This is a genomic window from Bacteroides sp. 1_1_30 (assembly GCF_020982715.1).
Taxonomy (GTDB): domain Bacteria; phylum Bacteroidota; class Bacteroidia; order Bacteroidales; family Bacteroidaceae; genus Bacteroides; species Bacteroides xylanisolvens.
Window position 1 is genome coordinate 27,510 of sequence record NZ_JAJKHN010000055.1, and the last position, 17,933, is coordinate 45,442.

10 protein-coding genes and 1 pseudogene are annotated in these 17,933 nt (G+C 40.6%); all 11 read right to left on the reverse strand.

Going from position 1 to position 17,933, the window contains the following annotated elements; all coding sequences use genetic code 11:
- Window positions 1–51: 51 nt before the first annotated feature.
- The 11 genes and pseudogenes from LPH68_RS16425 to LPH68_RS16475 all read right to left on the reverse strand — a co-directional run bounded on the left by LPH68_RS16425 (window position 52) and on the right by LPH68_RS16475 (window position 17,786).
- Window positions 52–1,896, reverse strand: coding sequence for a S41 family peptidase (locus LPH68_RS16425; RefSeq protein ID WP_008640455.1), 1,845 nt, complete (start codon window positions 1,894–1,896; stop codon window positions 52–54).
- A gap of 35 nt (window positions 1,897–1,931) precedes the next feature.
- The gene (locus LPH68_RS16430) at window positions 1,932–4,475 is read right to left on the reverse strand and encodes a PL29 family lyase N-terminal domain-containing protein (protein WP_370638804.1); all 2,544 of its coding nucleotides are present in this window, start codon (window positions 4,473–4,475) and stop codon (window positions 1,932–1,934) included.
- Window positions 4,476–4,551: 76 nt separating this feature from the next.
- Window positions 4,552–6,768 carry a hypothetical protein gene (locus tag LPH68_RS16435; RefSeq protein WP_008640459.1) on the reverse strand — a complete coding sequence of 739 codons (2,217 nt, stop codon included), beginning with the start codon at window positions 6,766–6,768 and terminating at the stop codon, window positions 4,552–4,554.
- A gap of 21 nt (window positions 6,769–6,789) precedes the next feature.
- Window positions 6,790–7,854, reverse strand: a complete 1,065-nt coding sequence (locus LPH68_RS16440) for an Omp28-related outer membrane protein (protein WP_032841695.1) — start codon at window positions 7,852–7,854, stop codon at window positions 6,790–6,792.
- A gap of 9 nt (window positions 7,855–7,863) precedes the next feature.
- Window positions 7,864–8,982: an Omp28-related outer membrane protein gene (locus tag LPH68_RS16445; protein ID WP_008640461.1), complete on the reverse strand. Its 1,119-nt coding sequence runs from the start codon at window positions 8,980–8,982 to the stop codon at window positions 7,864–7,866.
- A gap of 5 nt (window positions 8,983–8,987) precedes the next feature.
- Window positions 8,988–10,085 carry an Omp28-related outer membrane protein gene (locus tag LPH68_RS16450; RefSeq protein ID WP_008640462.1) on the reverse strand — a complete coding sequence of 366 codons (1,098 nt, stop codon included), beginning with the start codon at window positions 10,083–10,085 and terminating at the stop codon, window positions 8,988–8,990.
- A 35-nt stretch (window positions 10,086–10,120) separates the two neighbouring features.
- On the reverse strand, window positions 10,121–11,725 hold the full coding sequence (locus LPH68_RS16455; protein WP_060451191.1) for a DUF6029 family protein: 1,605 nt from the start codon (window positions 11,723–11,725) through the stop codon (window positions 10,121–10,123).
- Between the two features lie 33 nt (window positions 11,726–11,758).
- Window positions 11,759–12,247 (reverse strand): TlpA disulfide reductase family protein, encoded by a 489-nt coding sequence (locus LPH68_RS16460; protein ID WP_118196520.1) that lies wholly within the window; start codon window positions 12,245–12,247, stop codon window positions 11,759–11,761.
- 34 nt (window positions 12,248–12,281) lie between these two features.
- The gene (locus LPH68_RS16465; RefSeq protein ID WP_004313107.1) at window positions 12,282–13,175 is read right to left on the reverse strand and encodes a Calx-beta domain-containing protein; all 894 of its coding nucleotides are present in this window, start codon (window positions 13,173–13,175) and stop codon (window positions 12,282–12,284) included.
- A gap of 37 nt (window positions 13,176–13,212) precedes the next feature.
- Window positions 13,213–14,796, reverse strand: coding sequence for a RagB/SusD family nutrient uptake outer membrane protein (locus LPH68_RS16470; protein WP_225483451.1), 1,584 nt, complete (start codon window positions 14,794–14,796; stop codon window positions 13,213–13,215).
- Between the two features lie 20 nt (window positions 14,797–14,816).
- Window positions 14,817–17,786 (reverse strand): annotated as a pseudogene (locus LPH68_RS16475) (SusC/RagA family TonB-linked outer membrane protein).
- Window positions 17,787–17,933: the final 147 nt, after the last annotated feature.

Below are 17,933 nucleotides of genomic sequence, written 5' to 3' on the forward strand. Positions count from 1 at the left end.
GCATCCCCTTTAACTTAAGAGAAAATTTATTTCACAAGAGATTTAGTCTTACTAATATAAGTTTTCTACTTCCGGCTTGTTGTAAATGAGCGAGCCAAAAGTTCCCGCAGGGCGTTTCAAAGGTACAGATGGTACTCTGATGATTTCATCTTTTGAAGAACGTGTCAAACCAGCTCTTCCACTACGTTTCACAGGTTCTCCTGTAGTCGGATCCACCCCTTGAACATCGCATAGTGCCCAATATAATGGATAATTGAAATCAAAATTGTCCCAATCTCCGAAAGCATAAGGGAATACATTATCAATATCATCTTCATAGCTTGAGTTTTGATTATTCAACATGACATCCGGGTCAATACCGTCAGCATAATCTCCCCAGTCTTTTGCATTGAAAGAACGGAAAGTAATTGGAGCAAATTCATAATATTTATTTCCATATTTATATTCTTGCACTTCCATTCCTACGTTCTTTCCTTCCGTGCGGCTACCAAATAATTTCACAGGAAAATCTATGCCTCTTAATCCACTAATTATCAATTCACTGGCGGAAGCCGTTTCTTCCGAACAGATGATTCTTACAGATTTAAGATTTAGATCATCACCATCTCCAAAACGGATATATTCATCTGCACCGGAATTACGTTGCATTCTCATAAATACATTCGAACGATGTGATGTACCAGCGATAGAAGCGGCTAAATAACGAGCTAATTCAACAGAACCTCCATTGTTAAAACGTAAATCCAAAATCAAATCTGTGATGCCCTCTGTCTTGAACTGTTGAATTACATATTTCAAATCTTCCTCAAAATTCAAATCAAAACCTAGATAAACTAAATAACCGATATTGAATTTATTCTCTTTTTTGTCTTTGATAAACATTGAATTCAAGATAGGACTATTATTGTAACTACCAGTGGTTAATGTAGTAGTTCCATCCACCAAATCATAGCCGCCCCGGTTTTCATCAAAGATTTTACGCCTGTAGCCGATCTTAAAAGTTTCACCTCCACCTGCATAAAACAAAGTGCTCATATATTGCTGGTAATTACTCTTATTCAAAGTCGTACCATTCACAGCAACAATTACATCCCCCCGTCTCAATCCGGCTTTTTCAGCAGGAGATTCTAGATATACATATCCAATGGCTAATCCAATAGTTGTTTTATCCGGCATGTAAGAAGAGAAAAACGTTCCAAGTCCCGATCCTACAACACTTGTTGCACGAGTATTTGCACGAGTTCTACTGGAACCAGTTTCCATAATATAAGAATAGATATAACGCTTGCCTGCATTGACTGAAAATGCACGATAAGTTCCGCCATCCTCAATATTAGTTTTCATTGGTAAAAGATAAGTTGACAGAAAATTATCATAAGAAACCGATGCATAATCTACATCTAGTGTATTATATTCTTCTTTAAAGAGATAATGTTCCTTCAAATATTTATCCATATACTCATTAAGAGCTAGATCTTCTGCTGCTCCGGATCCTCCTCCTTGTGTGATAGTACATACTGTAACAGGAGTTTTATATCCCTCCACTTGCACAACCACAGTCAATACTCGCTCTTTTCCGGATTCGTTTTTATTAATTTTCACCTTTAATCCCCCTTTACCGGCAGCAGAGTTACCACTGGTATTAGTTATAGCAGCCCAATCTGCTCCTGTAGAATATTGCAAAGAAGGAGTCCATTTTCCAGAAGCCGTAAACGAAATCTCAACAGTCTCTCCATAAATAGAAGCCGTCTTTTCCGTTTCAGTACCAATCGCAGTGATTCCATTATCAGTATCACCGACATCTCCCCCGTCGTCGCTATCCGAACAATTACTGAAAGCAATCAGACACAAGGCAAGCAATACTATACTATAAAAGCTATTAAATAAGTTTTTCATCTATCATTATTATTAAATTAGAAAAATTAAAAAGATTATTGTGCCGGAGCTTCTACTACGGTTTTAGAAACCTCATAAAAACGTCCTTCTTCGTCCATCCAGGTTACATTGATATTAGTAGGTAATGTTCCATAAACACTTCCTGAATAAGTAGTTGTTTGTTTTACTCCGTTTTTCATTACATACCTGATTTGTTCATCATACATACCAGTCAGATAATCTGCCGGTCCGGCAAATACATAAAATACTTTGCAGGCAGCCTTAGGTTTCACAGTGTAAGAAACGGTATAGAACTTATCCTTTTCTATCTTGTCAATCGTCACTTCCGGCACACTGGCATTCCATAAATCCGGGTCTCTGTCTTTTCGCACGTAAGTAGGCTTCGCACTGGTGTATTCCTTCTTTGTTATGGTTGAAGAAGGGTTACCATCAGTATCAACTGCTATCATGAACAATACATATTCCGAATTAAATGCTATGTCCTCGATCACCAGTTGATGATTTTTCAGTTCAGCAGCAACAATTTCAGTAACATTATCATTCATAATTAATGCTTGTTTTACCATTTCTTCATTTCCCCAATACGGATAGCTTTTGAAATCACTCAATTTCATGTGAACATAACGGAACTTTTCCGGATTTCCAGTCGGGGTCAACGTTAAAGTCGTAGACACAGTTCCTGCCTCTATTGACACATCTACCGAAATTGATGAATTATAAGATATTTCTTTGGAATCAGCCTGTACTTTGACTAATGACCCGAGCTGCCCTTTCTCATTTAATGCTACTGCAATAAAAAAGCCTTTTGTTCCCGGTTCTAAAGAGGCTCTTTCAAAGTTTTCTACCTCTTTGGAAGAATCTCCATTTTTAATAAGATAGGAAATAACTTCCTTGTCGGTACCATAATTTGCCAGAGTTTGCTCCTTCATATAAGAATAATAGAACTTATAACAGTCAGTTCCGGGAGTAATAGTCGCACTTACACTTGAAACCGTAGTAACAACACTATTAATATTTATCGTCGCTGTCCCATCATACGTCAACGCAGGCACAGGAATCTCCACAGCTACCAGTTCTTCTGTTTTATACCCTTTTTCTTCTTTATAAGGAATAGCCCAAAGTACATACGTTGTTCCAGGTATTACCTTTGGAAGAAAATCTAACACCTTACCTTCCAACGGTCCGTTATAATCCGAATATTGTTTGGTTCCTCCCCCATAAGCCAGATCTTCAATCACTCTTTCAGGTGAATAATTCGGCTTATCTAAAATCCCTGTATAATAAACGTCGCAACCCTTTCTGATTGCAAAAACCGTTGCACCTTCAAACGTTATATCCGAAACCTTCAGTTCTACTGTTGCAGCAGTCTTAATCACGCTGGCAATCACGTCATCAGGCAAATATTCACTACCAGCTTCAGATGGAGGTACTGCCCAAATCATATATGTCTTTCCGGCTTCAGGATCCTTACCTATCAGTTCTGCCAATGGAACTTTATCAAGAGCTGCTGTCTTCATGTACATACGGGCAGCATATCCGTTCACTAATTCAGCTACGGCCTCTGCACTATATTCATTAATTTCCAGCACTCCCAAATAATACATTTCTACACCATTCGTCAAAGTAGTAGAAATCGTTTGACCTTCAACAGATATAGTAACAGGAGCCTCACCTATTATCACCGGAATCTCCGAGATTATGCTTTGCCCATTAGACGCAACAGCCATTATTGCCACTTTGCCCCCCGTTTCTGCATACTGATTCTCTGCAACAGGAGCAATAATAGTCAATCCCTTTCCTGTCAATGAAGCTTTCCAACCGTCAGGCTTTGTTACGGTATACTTAGAAATACCACTCATTTCAACCGAAATCAGTTTCTCCTCACCGTTTGCAAAATATTGTTTTCCCGATAATATTTCACATTTCAATTCCTTAGATTTCGACAACTTTAATATTGTGCCATCTTTCAGAGTGAAATATGCATAATCATCATCCTGACTTACTCCACTGAAAAGAGAGGTATCCCCCGTCCCTTCGCCGGATGCATACACACCCGTAGGTTCCCAAGTCTTTCCACCGTCTGTCGAAATCTCCCACTCTTTTGTATTCGTATTAATGCGAATTTTAGGAGCAGCAGCCGTCACGGGCATCATATTCCCTTCTCCATCTTCCAGGAATGTCTTCTTGCCGTCTGTACTGGTTATTCCCCAATAATAAACGCCATCTTCTTCGTTTTTTATCACAGTTATTTGCGGAGCATCTTCTCCGTTTTCACCATTACGAATAGTTACTTCCGTCTTATCTGAAAACTTAATTGTATAACTTCCGTCTTCATTCTCCAACACAGAAGCAATTGATTTATTTTGAGATAAAGCATCAGTCAGCGTCTTCAATGTGAAAATATCAGTTTGTACACTTTGCAAAGAAGCTTCTAACTTATCCATGCGATCTTCCAAACCGGAAATCGAATTCTTCAAATCATCGTCATTATAACATGACGAAAATGTCATAACACATACAGCCAGGAAACACATACATTTTCCTATGCCACCTAAAAATTGATTTCTTCTCATACCCATAAAAAGTTTAATGATTAGAGAAAAACCGCACGATAGATTTACACACTATCGTGCGGTAAATTAGTTTTGCCGATGTTTATTTGGAGTGAGGATGTTTACCTAATTTCTTCAAATCAAGATAAATAACACTTTCACTTCTCATGACTCCCGGAGTATTCACTTTCACTTGTTCATTAACAATCAATTTTGCAGGAACCCGGTTATCTTTCTTCACTACTTGAGGTTTCGCTATTCCCTTTATTCCTTTTTTCAATTTCGGAGCATCGGGGAATAATACGGAAGGATCAGTAATAATACCTTTTTCTTTATCATAGAATACTGTATAAAGGTCGCCAATTACTTCATTTCCATCAGCATCGGCACCAATAGGCACACATAAAGCAACCAGTCGTTTGGCTTCACTTGTCTTATCATACGATTGAGTAGTTGAGTTGACACCTGATAAACCATAATCCAGACAATGCTCTTTCCATACATCCATACATTCCTGATAAGTATAATCACCACTTGCGGAATAGTTATCTTCTGTAATGGTATAATATAGTTTGGCAACATCCTTCACAATAGAATACTGAACTGTAAAGTTATTCAAATCACTCATATAGGCATTCAGTTGCATCGTTGGATTCGGCCCTGCTATAATAGCTTCAGTCGTCGCTTTCACAATCTTCACATCTGTCAATACGCCATCCCAGTCTTCTGCCATATAAGCGAATGTGTATTCCGTTCCAGGATCCAAACCGGTCCATTTAAAATTTTCTACTCCTCCATTCGCATTCGCAGCCCATATATTTGAATTTTCTGACATCAGATATTTAATCAGTTCAGCCTTATTACCTTCTTCAAGTAAATCCGGTGTCATAATGTATTGGTGATAATATACTGCCGCTTCCTGATTATAAGTATAAGTTAATTTCAGGCTTGTCCGTCCCGGATCGGAAATGGTAATATCTATCGTAGCTTTAGATGCTCCCGGATTATCCATTACTCGTGCTTTGGTAGAAAAAGTTTCCGTCTTCACTTCTGATAATTGTCCATATCCATTACGCCCCACATAAGCAACAACATAAGAACCATTCGGATCAAGAGCATGTTGGTAATCTGTAGTTGCATACGAGCCTTCCTGACTGAAATTTATATTCTTAATCCCCCATCCTTCTTGATCTAAAGCTTGTGCAAGTGCCGTCATTGTTGCTTCATCGGCATTTTCATAAGGTGCCCAGTCAGCAGCACTGAATATACGATAAAACATGGCATAACAAGTTTTCTCCATTTTTACATCCATGTTAACAATAGAGGCCCCCGTCTTTGTGATCTTCAGATCGCATTTCGCTTCTTTGGCACCATCAGGAATTTCTTTCAATTGGAAATCCTGTCGTACATAATCTCCTTTATTCTTATTCTCATCCAGTCCGATAGTAGTAGCTGTAAATTTTCTTTCCGAATCGGCATTATACCCAAAATCAACTATATATAATAATTCTTCTTCAGGTACCTGTGCATCTTCTGATGTCTGTGTCCAGTGTCTCATAAAATCGATATACATATTCTGTCCATAAGCTTCAATAAACGCATCGATAGGTTCGGAATCCGCACAGAACTGATAGAAATACTTGCAATCCTCATTGGGGACATATTGAATGGCAGCTGCCTGATAACTTGCTTTAACATCAATTTCAACACGAGGATGGCCTGCTACATCTCCTGAAGGAGTTTTCAAATAACAGATTTTCATATCAGCCGGATTTTGTCCGCCTTCATCATTACACCCTACCGTTATAATCAAATATTCTGCTCCCGGCACAATCTCCGATTGAGCATATTTGGAATTTGTCCAGTCAAACTCTGTATTCGGGTAACTATCTCCTAATGTTTTCCTGTTGAAAGTATAAGCACCGGCACCCTCCGAATTATAGAGAGCTTTCAGAATCAAATCTTCGATTTCTTCTTCACTTGCACCTGAACCGCCACTTTCAAATAAGTAGTTATACATACGACATAAAGGATAAACATCCAAACGATAAGATTGCACCTTATCTCCCGGGGTACATTCAAACACAAAGTTGTTGGTAGTTTTGCTAGTCACTTTGATGCCTACCCCACGTTCACCACCATCCACTTCGTTTTCTACCCATCTGATTGGAGTTGGTACAGGAGGAAGTGGTACATCCGGGGTCACCGGCACGTCAGGTTCCACAGCAGGTTCATCCTTATCCGAACACGATAGCACCATAGGGCTTATAACTAACACCAGCCCTAATAAAAATAATAAGCTAATTAATTTCTTCTTCATAATTCTAAGTGATAAATGTGATTAATCATTTACATATTCATAATCGGCATTGCCGTTTATTGCTTCGCAAACAGCCAAATTGTTTACATAGCCGTTTTCATCCATTACTAATGCATAAAAAGAAAGATTCTCTGCTTTCCATGTATCGTCTAATGCCACAGTATACTCCTTTACTTCTTCCTTATCTTCTGCAATTTGTCCCAGTTTGTCACCTTCTACAGAAGCAGAAAGTAATTTGCGGACTACATGATTATGTGTATAGTCCCGATAGTTGCCTCCGTCATTCTGCTGATACTTCAATCCATTTTCAACAACATACAATACCAGGCGGTAATCAGCCGTTTTCTCCGAAGTCACTTTCACAGTAACTTTAGCTTCGGAATCAACCTCATTATAAACAGAACTGATAGCTACTCCGCAATGAGCAGGGTATTTCTCCAAAGACTCATTAAATATAGCCCGCATGACACTATAGTTTTCAGATAGCCCCATTGTCCCACGCATATCAACCACACATGAAGGATAACCGGAGATAGCAAACTTTCTGGAAAGAATCGATGACTGTTCAATTGTCATTGGATCGGCACTTGTCCCATCAACATGAAATGACATCAGATAAACAATTCCCTCGTAACTCGAACTTATCAAATAATTCAGACGGGTCATTCCTGCCGGACACATGGCGCACCATGTTCCGGTGAACTCCATTGCGCAGATGCGTCTCACAAAATTGGATACTGTACCTGATGTACTTTTTGCAACTACTGTTATCAATTTGGATACATAGTTGCCATAAGATGCCTCAAAAGCGTAGGTTCCGGCTTTAGAAGTAGAAAAGGTATTTCCATCCAAAGTTTGTCCGTCCATCACGGAACGGATGATTGCATCAGCAGTTACATCTATTCCCGCATGTATTACCGTAAAGGTTATAATATCCTTTCCGTCCGCAGTCAACGTATTTTTATCGACGCTCAAAATCACTTCCGTCTGCTCCGAATCATCGGAATTGCCTGAACAAGAAATCCAGCATATTCCCACACAGCACATACAGACCAGCAATATTATTTTATAGACATTTATACACATAACTCTTCTTTATTCGTTATACAAGTAATCTGCTGATTCTCCAAGTTTACACTCATTTACATTGTTACACGTATAAGTCTTTCCTCCATCCAAAGTTGTCAGCATCGACACTATCACACGCATATTATCCACATTCCATCCCGGTTCCAACTGATAAGATCGTTGCATGGTAGATTCCACTCCCGCATTTACTTCCCCATTAAAACGGTCGCCGTTCAATGATGTGGACACCACTGCGCGCACCACATTATTATGCGTATAATCATTCGCGCCATTCGTTTGAAAGTATTTGATTCCATCCTCTACCAGATAAATCAAACAACGATAAGTGTTTGTTACGTTGGAAGTTAATTTGCCAGTAATCTTCACTGTACGGTCAGAAGCATTATACACAGACTCAACAGCTACCCCACAAGAAGCCGGATAGTTACTTAATTCTTTCTGAAGCTCTTCTTCAATCTGGCTCTTGATACTGATCATTTCTTTAGTACCCTTACGCAGATTGTAAAAGAAACGAGGCAGTCCCGAGAAATTACCGAGAATATTAGTCCGGTAATTATTGGTAGCTGCTGTACTCATGGGATCCGTCATTCCTCCGAAATCCATGTGGAAAGAAGCGATAGCCAATCGCCCCGGTTGTTCAGTCTGAATTGCTTTCAATGTAGTGCTAAGCGCCGGACAGGCCTGGCACCCGACAGAAGTAAACTGCATCCCCAGTAATTTATGATAATAGCTGGTTCCTCCTGATACGGGAGCAACCTGAACGGTCACTTCATTTTCACTGACCATTGCTTTTCCTTCATAATAGCGGGCTTTAAAGACATACGTACCCGGCACTGAAGTGCTGAAAGCACGAACACCATAATCCAGGTTTTCCTCTCCCGATTCCTTTACCAAAATCAGGTTCATTGTGCTTTCTTCACTTACATCTTTTGTACCCAGTTTGACCGTGAAGGTCACTTTTTCTACTCCATCTGCCTGTATAGCCGTCTTATCAGCTGTAATACGCAAAATGCCGTCATCCGTCCCCCCATTCTCCGTTTCGTCCGAATTGCCGGAACAGGATGACAGCATTGCTAAACAAAGGATCATTACAATTGGTAGAATTGTCGAGTATATTTTTTTCATAAGCCTCAATCATTATAGAGATAGTCTATGCTACCATTGATAGAACATTCGGTTATATTATCCACCATATATGCGTCATCCACTTTACGCAATGCATAAACCACTACACGTGATGTGGCAGGGTTCAGGTTCTTTGCATTAGAAATGCTGAAAGTTGCGGCAGTGTGCTCCTCGTTTGCCTTCACAGTAAACCGTCCGTCGGTTGACATCGACAGGTAATTGTTGGAAATAGCTCTTACTGTATAATCGTACGAGGTCTCGTTTCCTCCGGATGCCGTCAAACCATCAGTCACCAAGACATAAACAAGGTCATATTCTCCTCCTTGGCTCGACTTCAGTGCGGCATTCACCGTAATCTCACCCATAGAAGAATTATAAGATGTATTTACCTTAATTCCACAGGTTGCCGGATATTGTCGGATTTGGTCTTGTAAAGTCTGTTTAATAGCACTCACATTTCTGTCTATCGACATGACTTTCAAATCATAGATACAGGTAGGAAAACCGGACGCTCCAAAACGGCCCATGATTGTGCTTGTCTGTGACAAATGGAACGGGTCAGTGGCGGAACTGCTGGAAGAATGAAAAGCCATTTTTACCATACGTCCCGGCATCAGCTCTTCCACTTTCTTCAATGCCGAAGTCATGGCCGGACAATAAGTACACCAAGTTCCCGTCATTTTGAAGACACCTACTTTACGATAGAAAAGTTCATAATTCTTACGATTCTGTGCGGTTACGGAAACTTCATCCGACTCCCAGTCCAGGTAATATGCCTTAAACTTATGTGTCCCGTTCTCTACTGCCGAGAACGTATTGGTCCGTCTCTCCAAATAATCACCGGTAGTTACATCTTCAAAATATACATTCTTCATATATTCGGAAGTCGTCACTACTTTTCCATTGGCATCAGTCACCGTAAAAGTCGCCATATCTGTTCCATTGGCTTCAATCTTGGCTTTATCCACAGTCAAAGTAATAGGTCCTGTCACTTCGCCGTTATCCGGCTCTTCACCATTGTCGTCAGAATTGCCGCTGCACGCTGTAAAACATCCGCACAAGCATATCAGACTTGACATAAAAAACATTGTAAATTTTCTCATATTCTATATTCTAATTAATAAATGTTTCGATGAACTCAAAATGAAGTAGTTATAGTCAGGTTAGCACCTGTATATTTAGGAATCGTCCGGCAAACTCCACCAGAGCAGACGTACCCTTCCTTGTTACGACCATAACTCAAGGCTATACGCGTACGTGACTTGGCATAACTGGCTCCCACATTGTAATAATGGATTTTATCCTTGCCGTGATTATACATATCACTTCCGTAAATGCTCCATGCCGGAGCAAAATTTATCTCCAACAGAGCTGCCATCCAGTCCTTCTGATCTTCTTTTGTAGTTAGGTATTGCAACTCCACGCGAGTTGAAAAAGAAGGCGTGAACTTATATTGTAAATCTGCTACAAAAATATTCGACAGATTAGTCGTTTTATTCGCTCCGTACGAAGGGCTATATTCTTGCATAGAATAAAGCAAGTTCATTTTGAATGACTTTGTCCATTGCTTTTCCACATCAACACTAAAGTCACGAAATGCCAAGTTACCTATCTGGGCTGTTCCTTCTTTTTCTAAAGCATAATAGGTAGAAAAGTTAGCATGTAATTTCAAACCGCGTTTACCTCCAATGACCGTTCCTCTTTTGAAATGATAAAAGACATCCAATTGTCCGCCCATCTCACCGCTAACTGCATTTGTCACATCTCCTATTTGTGGAGTATGAGGATGCAAGTTGGTCAACATATAGGTATATTGCGTACTCATAGCCGGGACATAATTCAACAGATTCGAAGTCGAACCATTACCGGCAATAATCTCACTATTCATCCATTCCAAACGGCGCCCGGTCAGATTTACCCCCAACCCATTGCCGCTATATCCCAGCTCCAGCAATTGCGCATTGGCACGTTTCCTTGCATAAAGTTTGTCATCATGAATGAAATTATAATATTTATTGCCACCGTCCACATATTCACCTTTCGCTGTAAATCCGGAGCGTTCAAAATTTACCCGTCCCGAGAAGCCATTCGAATAAGGTTTTCCCCCTTCTTCTTCGAGGTCGATATTGATTTTCTCATACCGGTTCAATGCCCCTCCTTCGATACTCAAGGATGTATTTTGCCAACTAAGCATTTCAGATAAGGAGAAACTTACATCTACGCCACGTACTTGTGTATCGGAAAAGTCCATACCAAAACGTGGAGTTCCCCAAATGGCCTTCAACCTTACAATATTCTTGTAATTGTAGGTAAAACGTGCTCCCATCACCGCATTATTCAAACCAAGCATACGGTCCTCCCAACTACGGAATAGCAGTCCACTCCCAAACTGCTCATAAAATGTACCCGCTGTTACGGAAAAATCCTTGTCGGCCCAAGATACGTAATAGTTGGTTAGTTTTGCTTTCTCCAATTCTGTCGGGTATCCCACCAGTACCGGTTCATAGGCTTCCAACTGTACACCTACGGCAAACTTGCCTTGATAGTAATCCAGTTTCAGATAATTGTTCGAACCGAAATGATCTTCCGGAGATTCTGCTTTTGTCTTACTATCATCCTTGTAGTAAATCGTATTCGTTTCAAAGCTCCCTGTCAGATAACCTTTTTTGTTATCTTGCTGCGCATAGGTTAGAGTAGACGCTAACGCTACTAAAGCCAACACCTGAATTCTTATTCTAGTCATGTCATTGCGTTTATCTATGAATAATAACAGTTTCTATTTCTGTAGTTTTTTTATCGCTTTCAGTAGTTCCAGCTCACTTCCCGGCGCGTACCCAGTGTGTGAATAGACAATCTTCCCATCGGCATCCACTACATATACCTGTGGAGTCAGGCTTACATTCATAGCTCGCATGAATTCCTGATTTTTATCGTACAACATGATAAAATCATCCCATCCATGTCCCTCTGCCAATGCACGCGCTTTAGCAGTAGAACGGCTGTCATCTGTCGAAACAGCTACTACACGGAAATTGGCTTCTTCCAACCAATCGGGCAATTGTTCATTTATAGCGTCCAATTCACGAATACATGGTTTACAGGTTGTTGCCCAAAAAGAAATAATCATAGGTGTTTTGTGATTAATCAGGGAGGAGGTGTTTACCTGTGCTCCTTTCGCATTTTCAACCTTGACTGATGGTATTTGTGCCATAGTACAAGTTAGAAAAGCGAACAACAACGTAATGCAGACAATTAATGCTCTCATAAGTTCTTTTATTTGTTATGTTAATAATCTTGTTTTATCTGATGTGTTCCATCTTACAGCCAAATAGCCTGAATTTCTGTATTTGTATCAAGCCGTCCTTATACATATCGCCTATCAAATTGGCATTCTCGAAAGTGACAGTTTTAGTTTCAACATCATATTCTCCGCGATATACGTCAGAAGTACTTCCGTCCAAAGCCAGTCTCCTGAAACGAATAGTATACGGGCCATAAGAAGCGACATCTTCACCCGGCACAATGGACAGGTAAGTTTTCTGCGCCTCCGAATCATATTCATAATGCAACCGCCAACTAAATTCCCATTCAATATCATTATCCGGATCAAATCCATTCTTATTCGAGCAGACCAGATAGTGTTCGTATGCCTCCGTGCCTTCTTCCGCTGTATTTACTCTAACGGAGAATCCCACTGGCACATTGGAAACATTGGTGGCAGAAGCCGTTCCGGTAAATACCCAAGTTCCTGAAAGCGTTTCATAAAAACTGGAATCATTGTCTTTGATAGTCACCGTCAGTCGCTTGTTCTCACCAATAGACGCCCCTTTCACATCGGCAATTTCAACATCAAAAGAACGGTCGTCATTAACAAGCTTGTCATCAACGGTCTTAAACTCAAAATTCATTGTTTCCTGCCCGGCAGGAATAAGTAACGTTTTGGTTGTGACAATATAGTTTTCATCCTCTTTGGCATTATGATCTTTTAATTCGAACGTCACACGGATAGTTCCGGTATGTTCGCCCGTCACAACAACAGGCACAGTACACAAACCGGCAGATTCTTTCACCGTCATTGCAGTTTCCTGCAAGTTTACCGTAGCCGCTCCGGAATTAAACTGTTCCTCATCGTCCGAACAGGCGGCGATCAGAACGGCACATAGAAGAAGGGTGTATATTTTCAGATAGTTCATTTTACTCAAGTGTTTGATAATTTACGTTATTCATTGATTAATATCCCGGATTTTGCTGACCTGCCAATTGAGGGTTGGCATCCATTTCTGTTTTAGGAATAGGCCAAAGCATTCGCTGGTCATCCACAGGTTTATCCAGTCCGTCAGTACTTGCTTGTCCCGGGAAAAGCACCAGTCCTTTGCTTTGCGGTTTTCCACGCTTCACACCTTTCCCCCAACGTTTCAGGTCCATCAACCGGTATCCTTCACCTACAAGCTCCCGTTCCCGTTCGTTCATGATTTCATTTAATAAAGCTTCTTGATCGTAGGTTGCATCAGTCCATCCCTCGATTCGCGCTTTTTTTAATGCATTCAAAGCGTCATTACCCTTTTTCACAGCAGCTGCCGTTCCAATCTTTGCATTAGCTTCAGTGGCAATCAGATACATTTCAGCAATTCGGAATGGTTTCGGCTGATTCAAATAGCGTGTTTCGCTTCCTAATGCATTGTAATATTCATTGCCTGGATATTTATTAAAGAAATAGATATCCGCCGCATTACCTGACGATACGGTTAAGTGATATTTTCCGAAATAAGTCTTTAGCCGGATATCTTTTTCATTGTATAAGTCAATCAGTGTTTGTGTAGGAATATAATCCTTCTTTGTAGTCGGATAACCAATGAAAATAGTCCCCAGAGGTACACCGGCATCGTCGGCACTAGTCATGGCAATCTGCCAGATGGTTTCCGTTCCCTTGTCATTCTTCCATACGCTTTCAAAATCTGTTGCTGTGTTCGATAATGGATATCTGTTCGAATTAACCAGGTCACCTGCATATTTGGCTGCATTTTCATAGTCGTCCATTTGTAGGGCAACACGCGCTTTCAAGGCAGTCACTACATCTACCGTGATATAATTCCCACAATTCTTGGGAGCCGTGTTGACTGTCACGTATGCACCATTAATATACCTGTCATAATCAGCAATGCCATTTTTTGCAGTCTCTATACGTTCTTCGGCTTCTTCGAGGTCCTCCAATATCCGTTTGTAAGTATCTTCCAGTGAAGATCGTCCCGGATATTGGGTAGCAGAAAGTTTAGGCTCATATTTTACCTGAAGCGGCAGTCCCGGAGTACTTGCTGCGGTAGCTACATCGTAATCGCGGCAAAATAAAGTAGCTAGATAAAAGTAGCAGTATGCTCTTGTAAAATACGCTTCTCCCTCATATACATTAATCTGTTGTCTTTGGGTTTCAGTCAATTCGATTTCCGGGTTCTCATCGATCTTACCGACCCCGTCAATAAAGAAGTTGACACGTCCGATAGCGGCATAGTAGTTCGACCAGATTGTTTCTACGGTAGAGTTGGTACTCTCGAAAGTCCAACGGTGCAACTCACCATATTTATTAGAGAAATCCGCCACTGCATTAAAGGCATCTGCCTGAACTTCCGGAGCTAATACATAGCTTCCTCCTGTCAGTCCTAAATATACGGAATAGATACCGGCACGTGCTTCTTCAAAACCGACTATGGTCGTTAACGCTTCTTCTGTAGGAACAGCATCGTATGGCATTTTATCCATATCACAGGAACTCACCCCAAGTGTCAGTATAGTCAATGCTATCATAGATATTTTCTTCATATTCACCATTCTTTATGTTTTTAGAAAGTTAGTTCGACTCCGAAAGAATATTGTTTCGTATTGGGATAGTTACCCAATTGGATATTACTGTCTACTTCCGGGTCATATCCTTTATATTTAGTCACTGTGAGTAAATTACGTCCTACAAAGTAGATTCTGGCGTTACTGATTACTCCTGTTTTCTGAATCAGTTTGGCCGGAAGGGTGTACCCGACAGTCAGGTTTTTCATACGCATAAATGAAGCATTTTCCAGTAAATGCGTATCAAACTGCATCGGGGAGTCGGGAGTGGCAATTCTGGTTATATCTCCCGGCTTCTGCCACATGGTAAGCATTTCTACAGTTTGATTGTCCGAACCTGCAAAAGTGGGATTCTCTGTAAAAAAGCGCTCATTATTCAACATATACTGGCCTAGCATAAAAGAGAAGTCGGCACTAACAGAAATCCCTTTCCATCCGAACTGGGTGCCAAAGCCACCGGATCATGGTGCATAGCGTTGTTTGCCGACAAAAACTGCATCTTCTTCGGAGTAACTCTTAGTCAGATTTCCATTTTTGTCGTACCACATATTATATCCGTCACGCGGATCGACTCCTGCCCATTTCACATAGTAATATTCTCCCCAAGGTTTGCCGACCTTCATTTTTAAACCAGTATCGGGCAAGGTATATTCATCCAATCCGTTAAACAGTTTAGTTATTTCATTCTTATTATAATTCAGGTTTCCGGAGACACTCCATGAGAAATCTCTCGTTTTCAGAATATCCACTCCCAGAGTAATATCGAAACCACGATTACGCATACTTGCTACATTTTCCACACTACTACCATGTCCGGTAGTGTATGACAATGGATAACCCATCAACATATCGTCCGTCTGACGGTTATAAAATTCCAGTTCTACAGAAAAGCGGTCAAACACTCTTGTACTGATGCCTACATTCAGTGTTTTCATGCTTTCCCATGTCAGGTTATCATTTCCGACGGTAGAAGGAGCAATACCCGGTTGTCCGTTATACAGCAAACCGGAGCCGACCAATGCCAACGCATTATAGGCGCTGATACCGGAATTACCAGTTGTTCCATAGCTCACTTTCAACTGTAAACTGTTCAACCATGAAACGTTCTGCAGGAAATTCTCTTTTCTCATATCCCACATGGCTCCCAAAGAATAAAAGTTTGCCCACTGGTTGTTTTTGGCAAACAGAGAAGAACCGTCCCGCCGTGCTGCCAAATCGACATAATAGCGATCAGCGAAACTATAACTGATTGTGCCGAAATAAGAATTGAAAACCTTCTCATACATCGAATGTATCGGCACTTCTGACTCTGCTCCAGCTGCCATCAGCATCATTCGTGAGTCTACCATTTTTTTAGAAGTTGCCGAGAAATTCTCATTCTTTGTGATAATGGACTCCTGACCGGCCAACACGGTAAAAAGATGCTTGTCTGACAGACTGAACTTATATTCCGCCGTATTGGTGAAAGTAAATGAATAATAACGTTCGAAAGACTCGGACGCCACCCCTGCCCCTTCAAAAGGGCCTTCCGGATAGGCTTTATGGGAGTTACGATAATCAAAGGCATCTACTGCCTGCGAGGTACGTATATTCAATCCTTTTATTGGGTTTATATTAAAGAAGGTATTGCCATTGATACGTACCGTACTCCGGTCATTCGGTTGAAGTTCTGCCAAGTAATACGGATTATAATATCCCATATCGTCAAAATAGTCCAATCGTTTTCCATAGCCTGTAAAGTTGCCTTCTTCGTCTGTCAATATCTCGTTTATTGTTTGGTCAGGACGATAAATACGGGCAGCATACGCTTTATTATAAACGCTATTAGCTTCCGTTCCGAAAGTTGTCGTGTTATATTTCTGATAGGAAAGGTTCACGTTAATCCCGGCTTTCAGCCAGCCGGTCACCTTTACTTCCACATTACTGCGCAAAGTCTCACGGCGCAATGAGGAATCATCCATAATCCCCTCTGTATCATAATGTCCAAATGAAATATAATAGTTGATACCTTCGGAACCACCGACCACATTTACATCATATTGTTGTGTAGGAGCTGCATCTCCGAAGAAGACATCCGCCCAATCTGTAGATATACCATTATCTATATAGAACTTTTTCCGTTTTTGAAATGTAGTATCGTATGCTTTTCCCGGGTCCAGCATTTCCTGCAGGTTAAGCCATTGTTCGGTATTCATCATCTCTATGTTATCCCCAGTCATTCTCGACCAGCCATATTGCGCATTGATACTAACACGGGCTTTCTGTCCCATTTTTCCTTTCTTGCTAGTCATTATTACTACCCCGTTAGCAGCACGAGAACCATATATAGCTGTTGAGGAAGCATCTTTCAATACGGTCATGCTTTCGATGTCGTTCGGATTTAATGCTGTAAATGCTCCGGATGATATAGGTGAGCCGTCGAGAATAAAAAGAGGTTCTGTATTTGAATTGATCGAGCTGACTCCACGCAATCGCATTACAACACTTCCACTTGGTTCTCCACTGGGAGTAAATACTTGTAAACCGGCAACTTGACCTTGTAATGCATCTCCGGCATTAGCAACCGGTCTATTGGCTATCTTGCTATTATTTACCGTTGTTACCGAACCGACTACAGACCCTAGTTTCTTTGCTGATCCGTAACCTACCACAACAACTTCATCCATCAGTTGTGTATCAGACTTTAAGATAACTCTAACAGTCGGTTGAACAGAAACCGACTCCGTTTTCATACCGATATAAGAGATTTGTAATATTTTTGCTGAATTTGGCACATTCAATAATGTGAAATGCCCGTCTATGTCTGTTATTGTACCTAAGTTAGTGCCTTTTACAACAATTGAAGCCCCTACAACAGGTTGTTTGTCATCATCGGAAATAACTGTCCCCGTGACTTTCTGCGTTTGAGCTGTTATCAGCCCGATACCTATAAAAAGGTATCCAAATAGCAGCGCTAATTTTTTCTTCATAAATCTCTTTTTAAATTATTAAATAGCCCTAAAACATTTAAACTCACTTTTTACACTTAGATAAGTTCTATCAGAACTTAATTATAATCCATTGTTTTTGTAGTGTTTTTACATCAAATATGTAATTCTGGAAAGAAATGTTGCTTG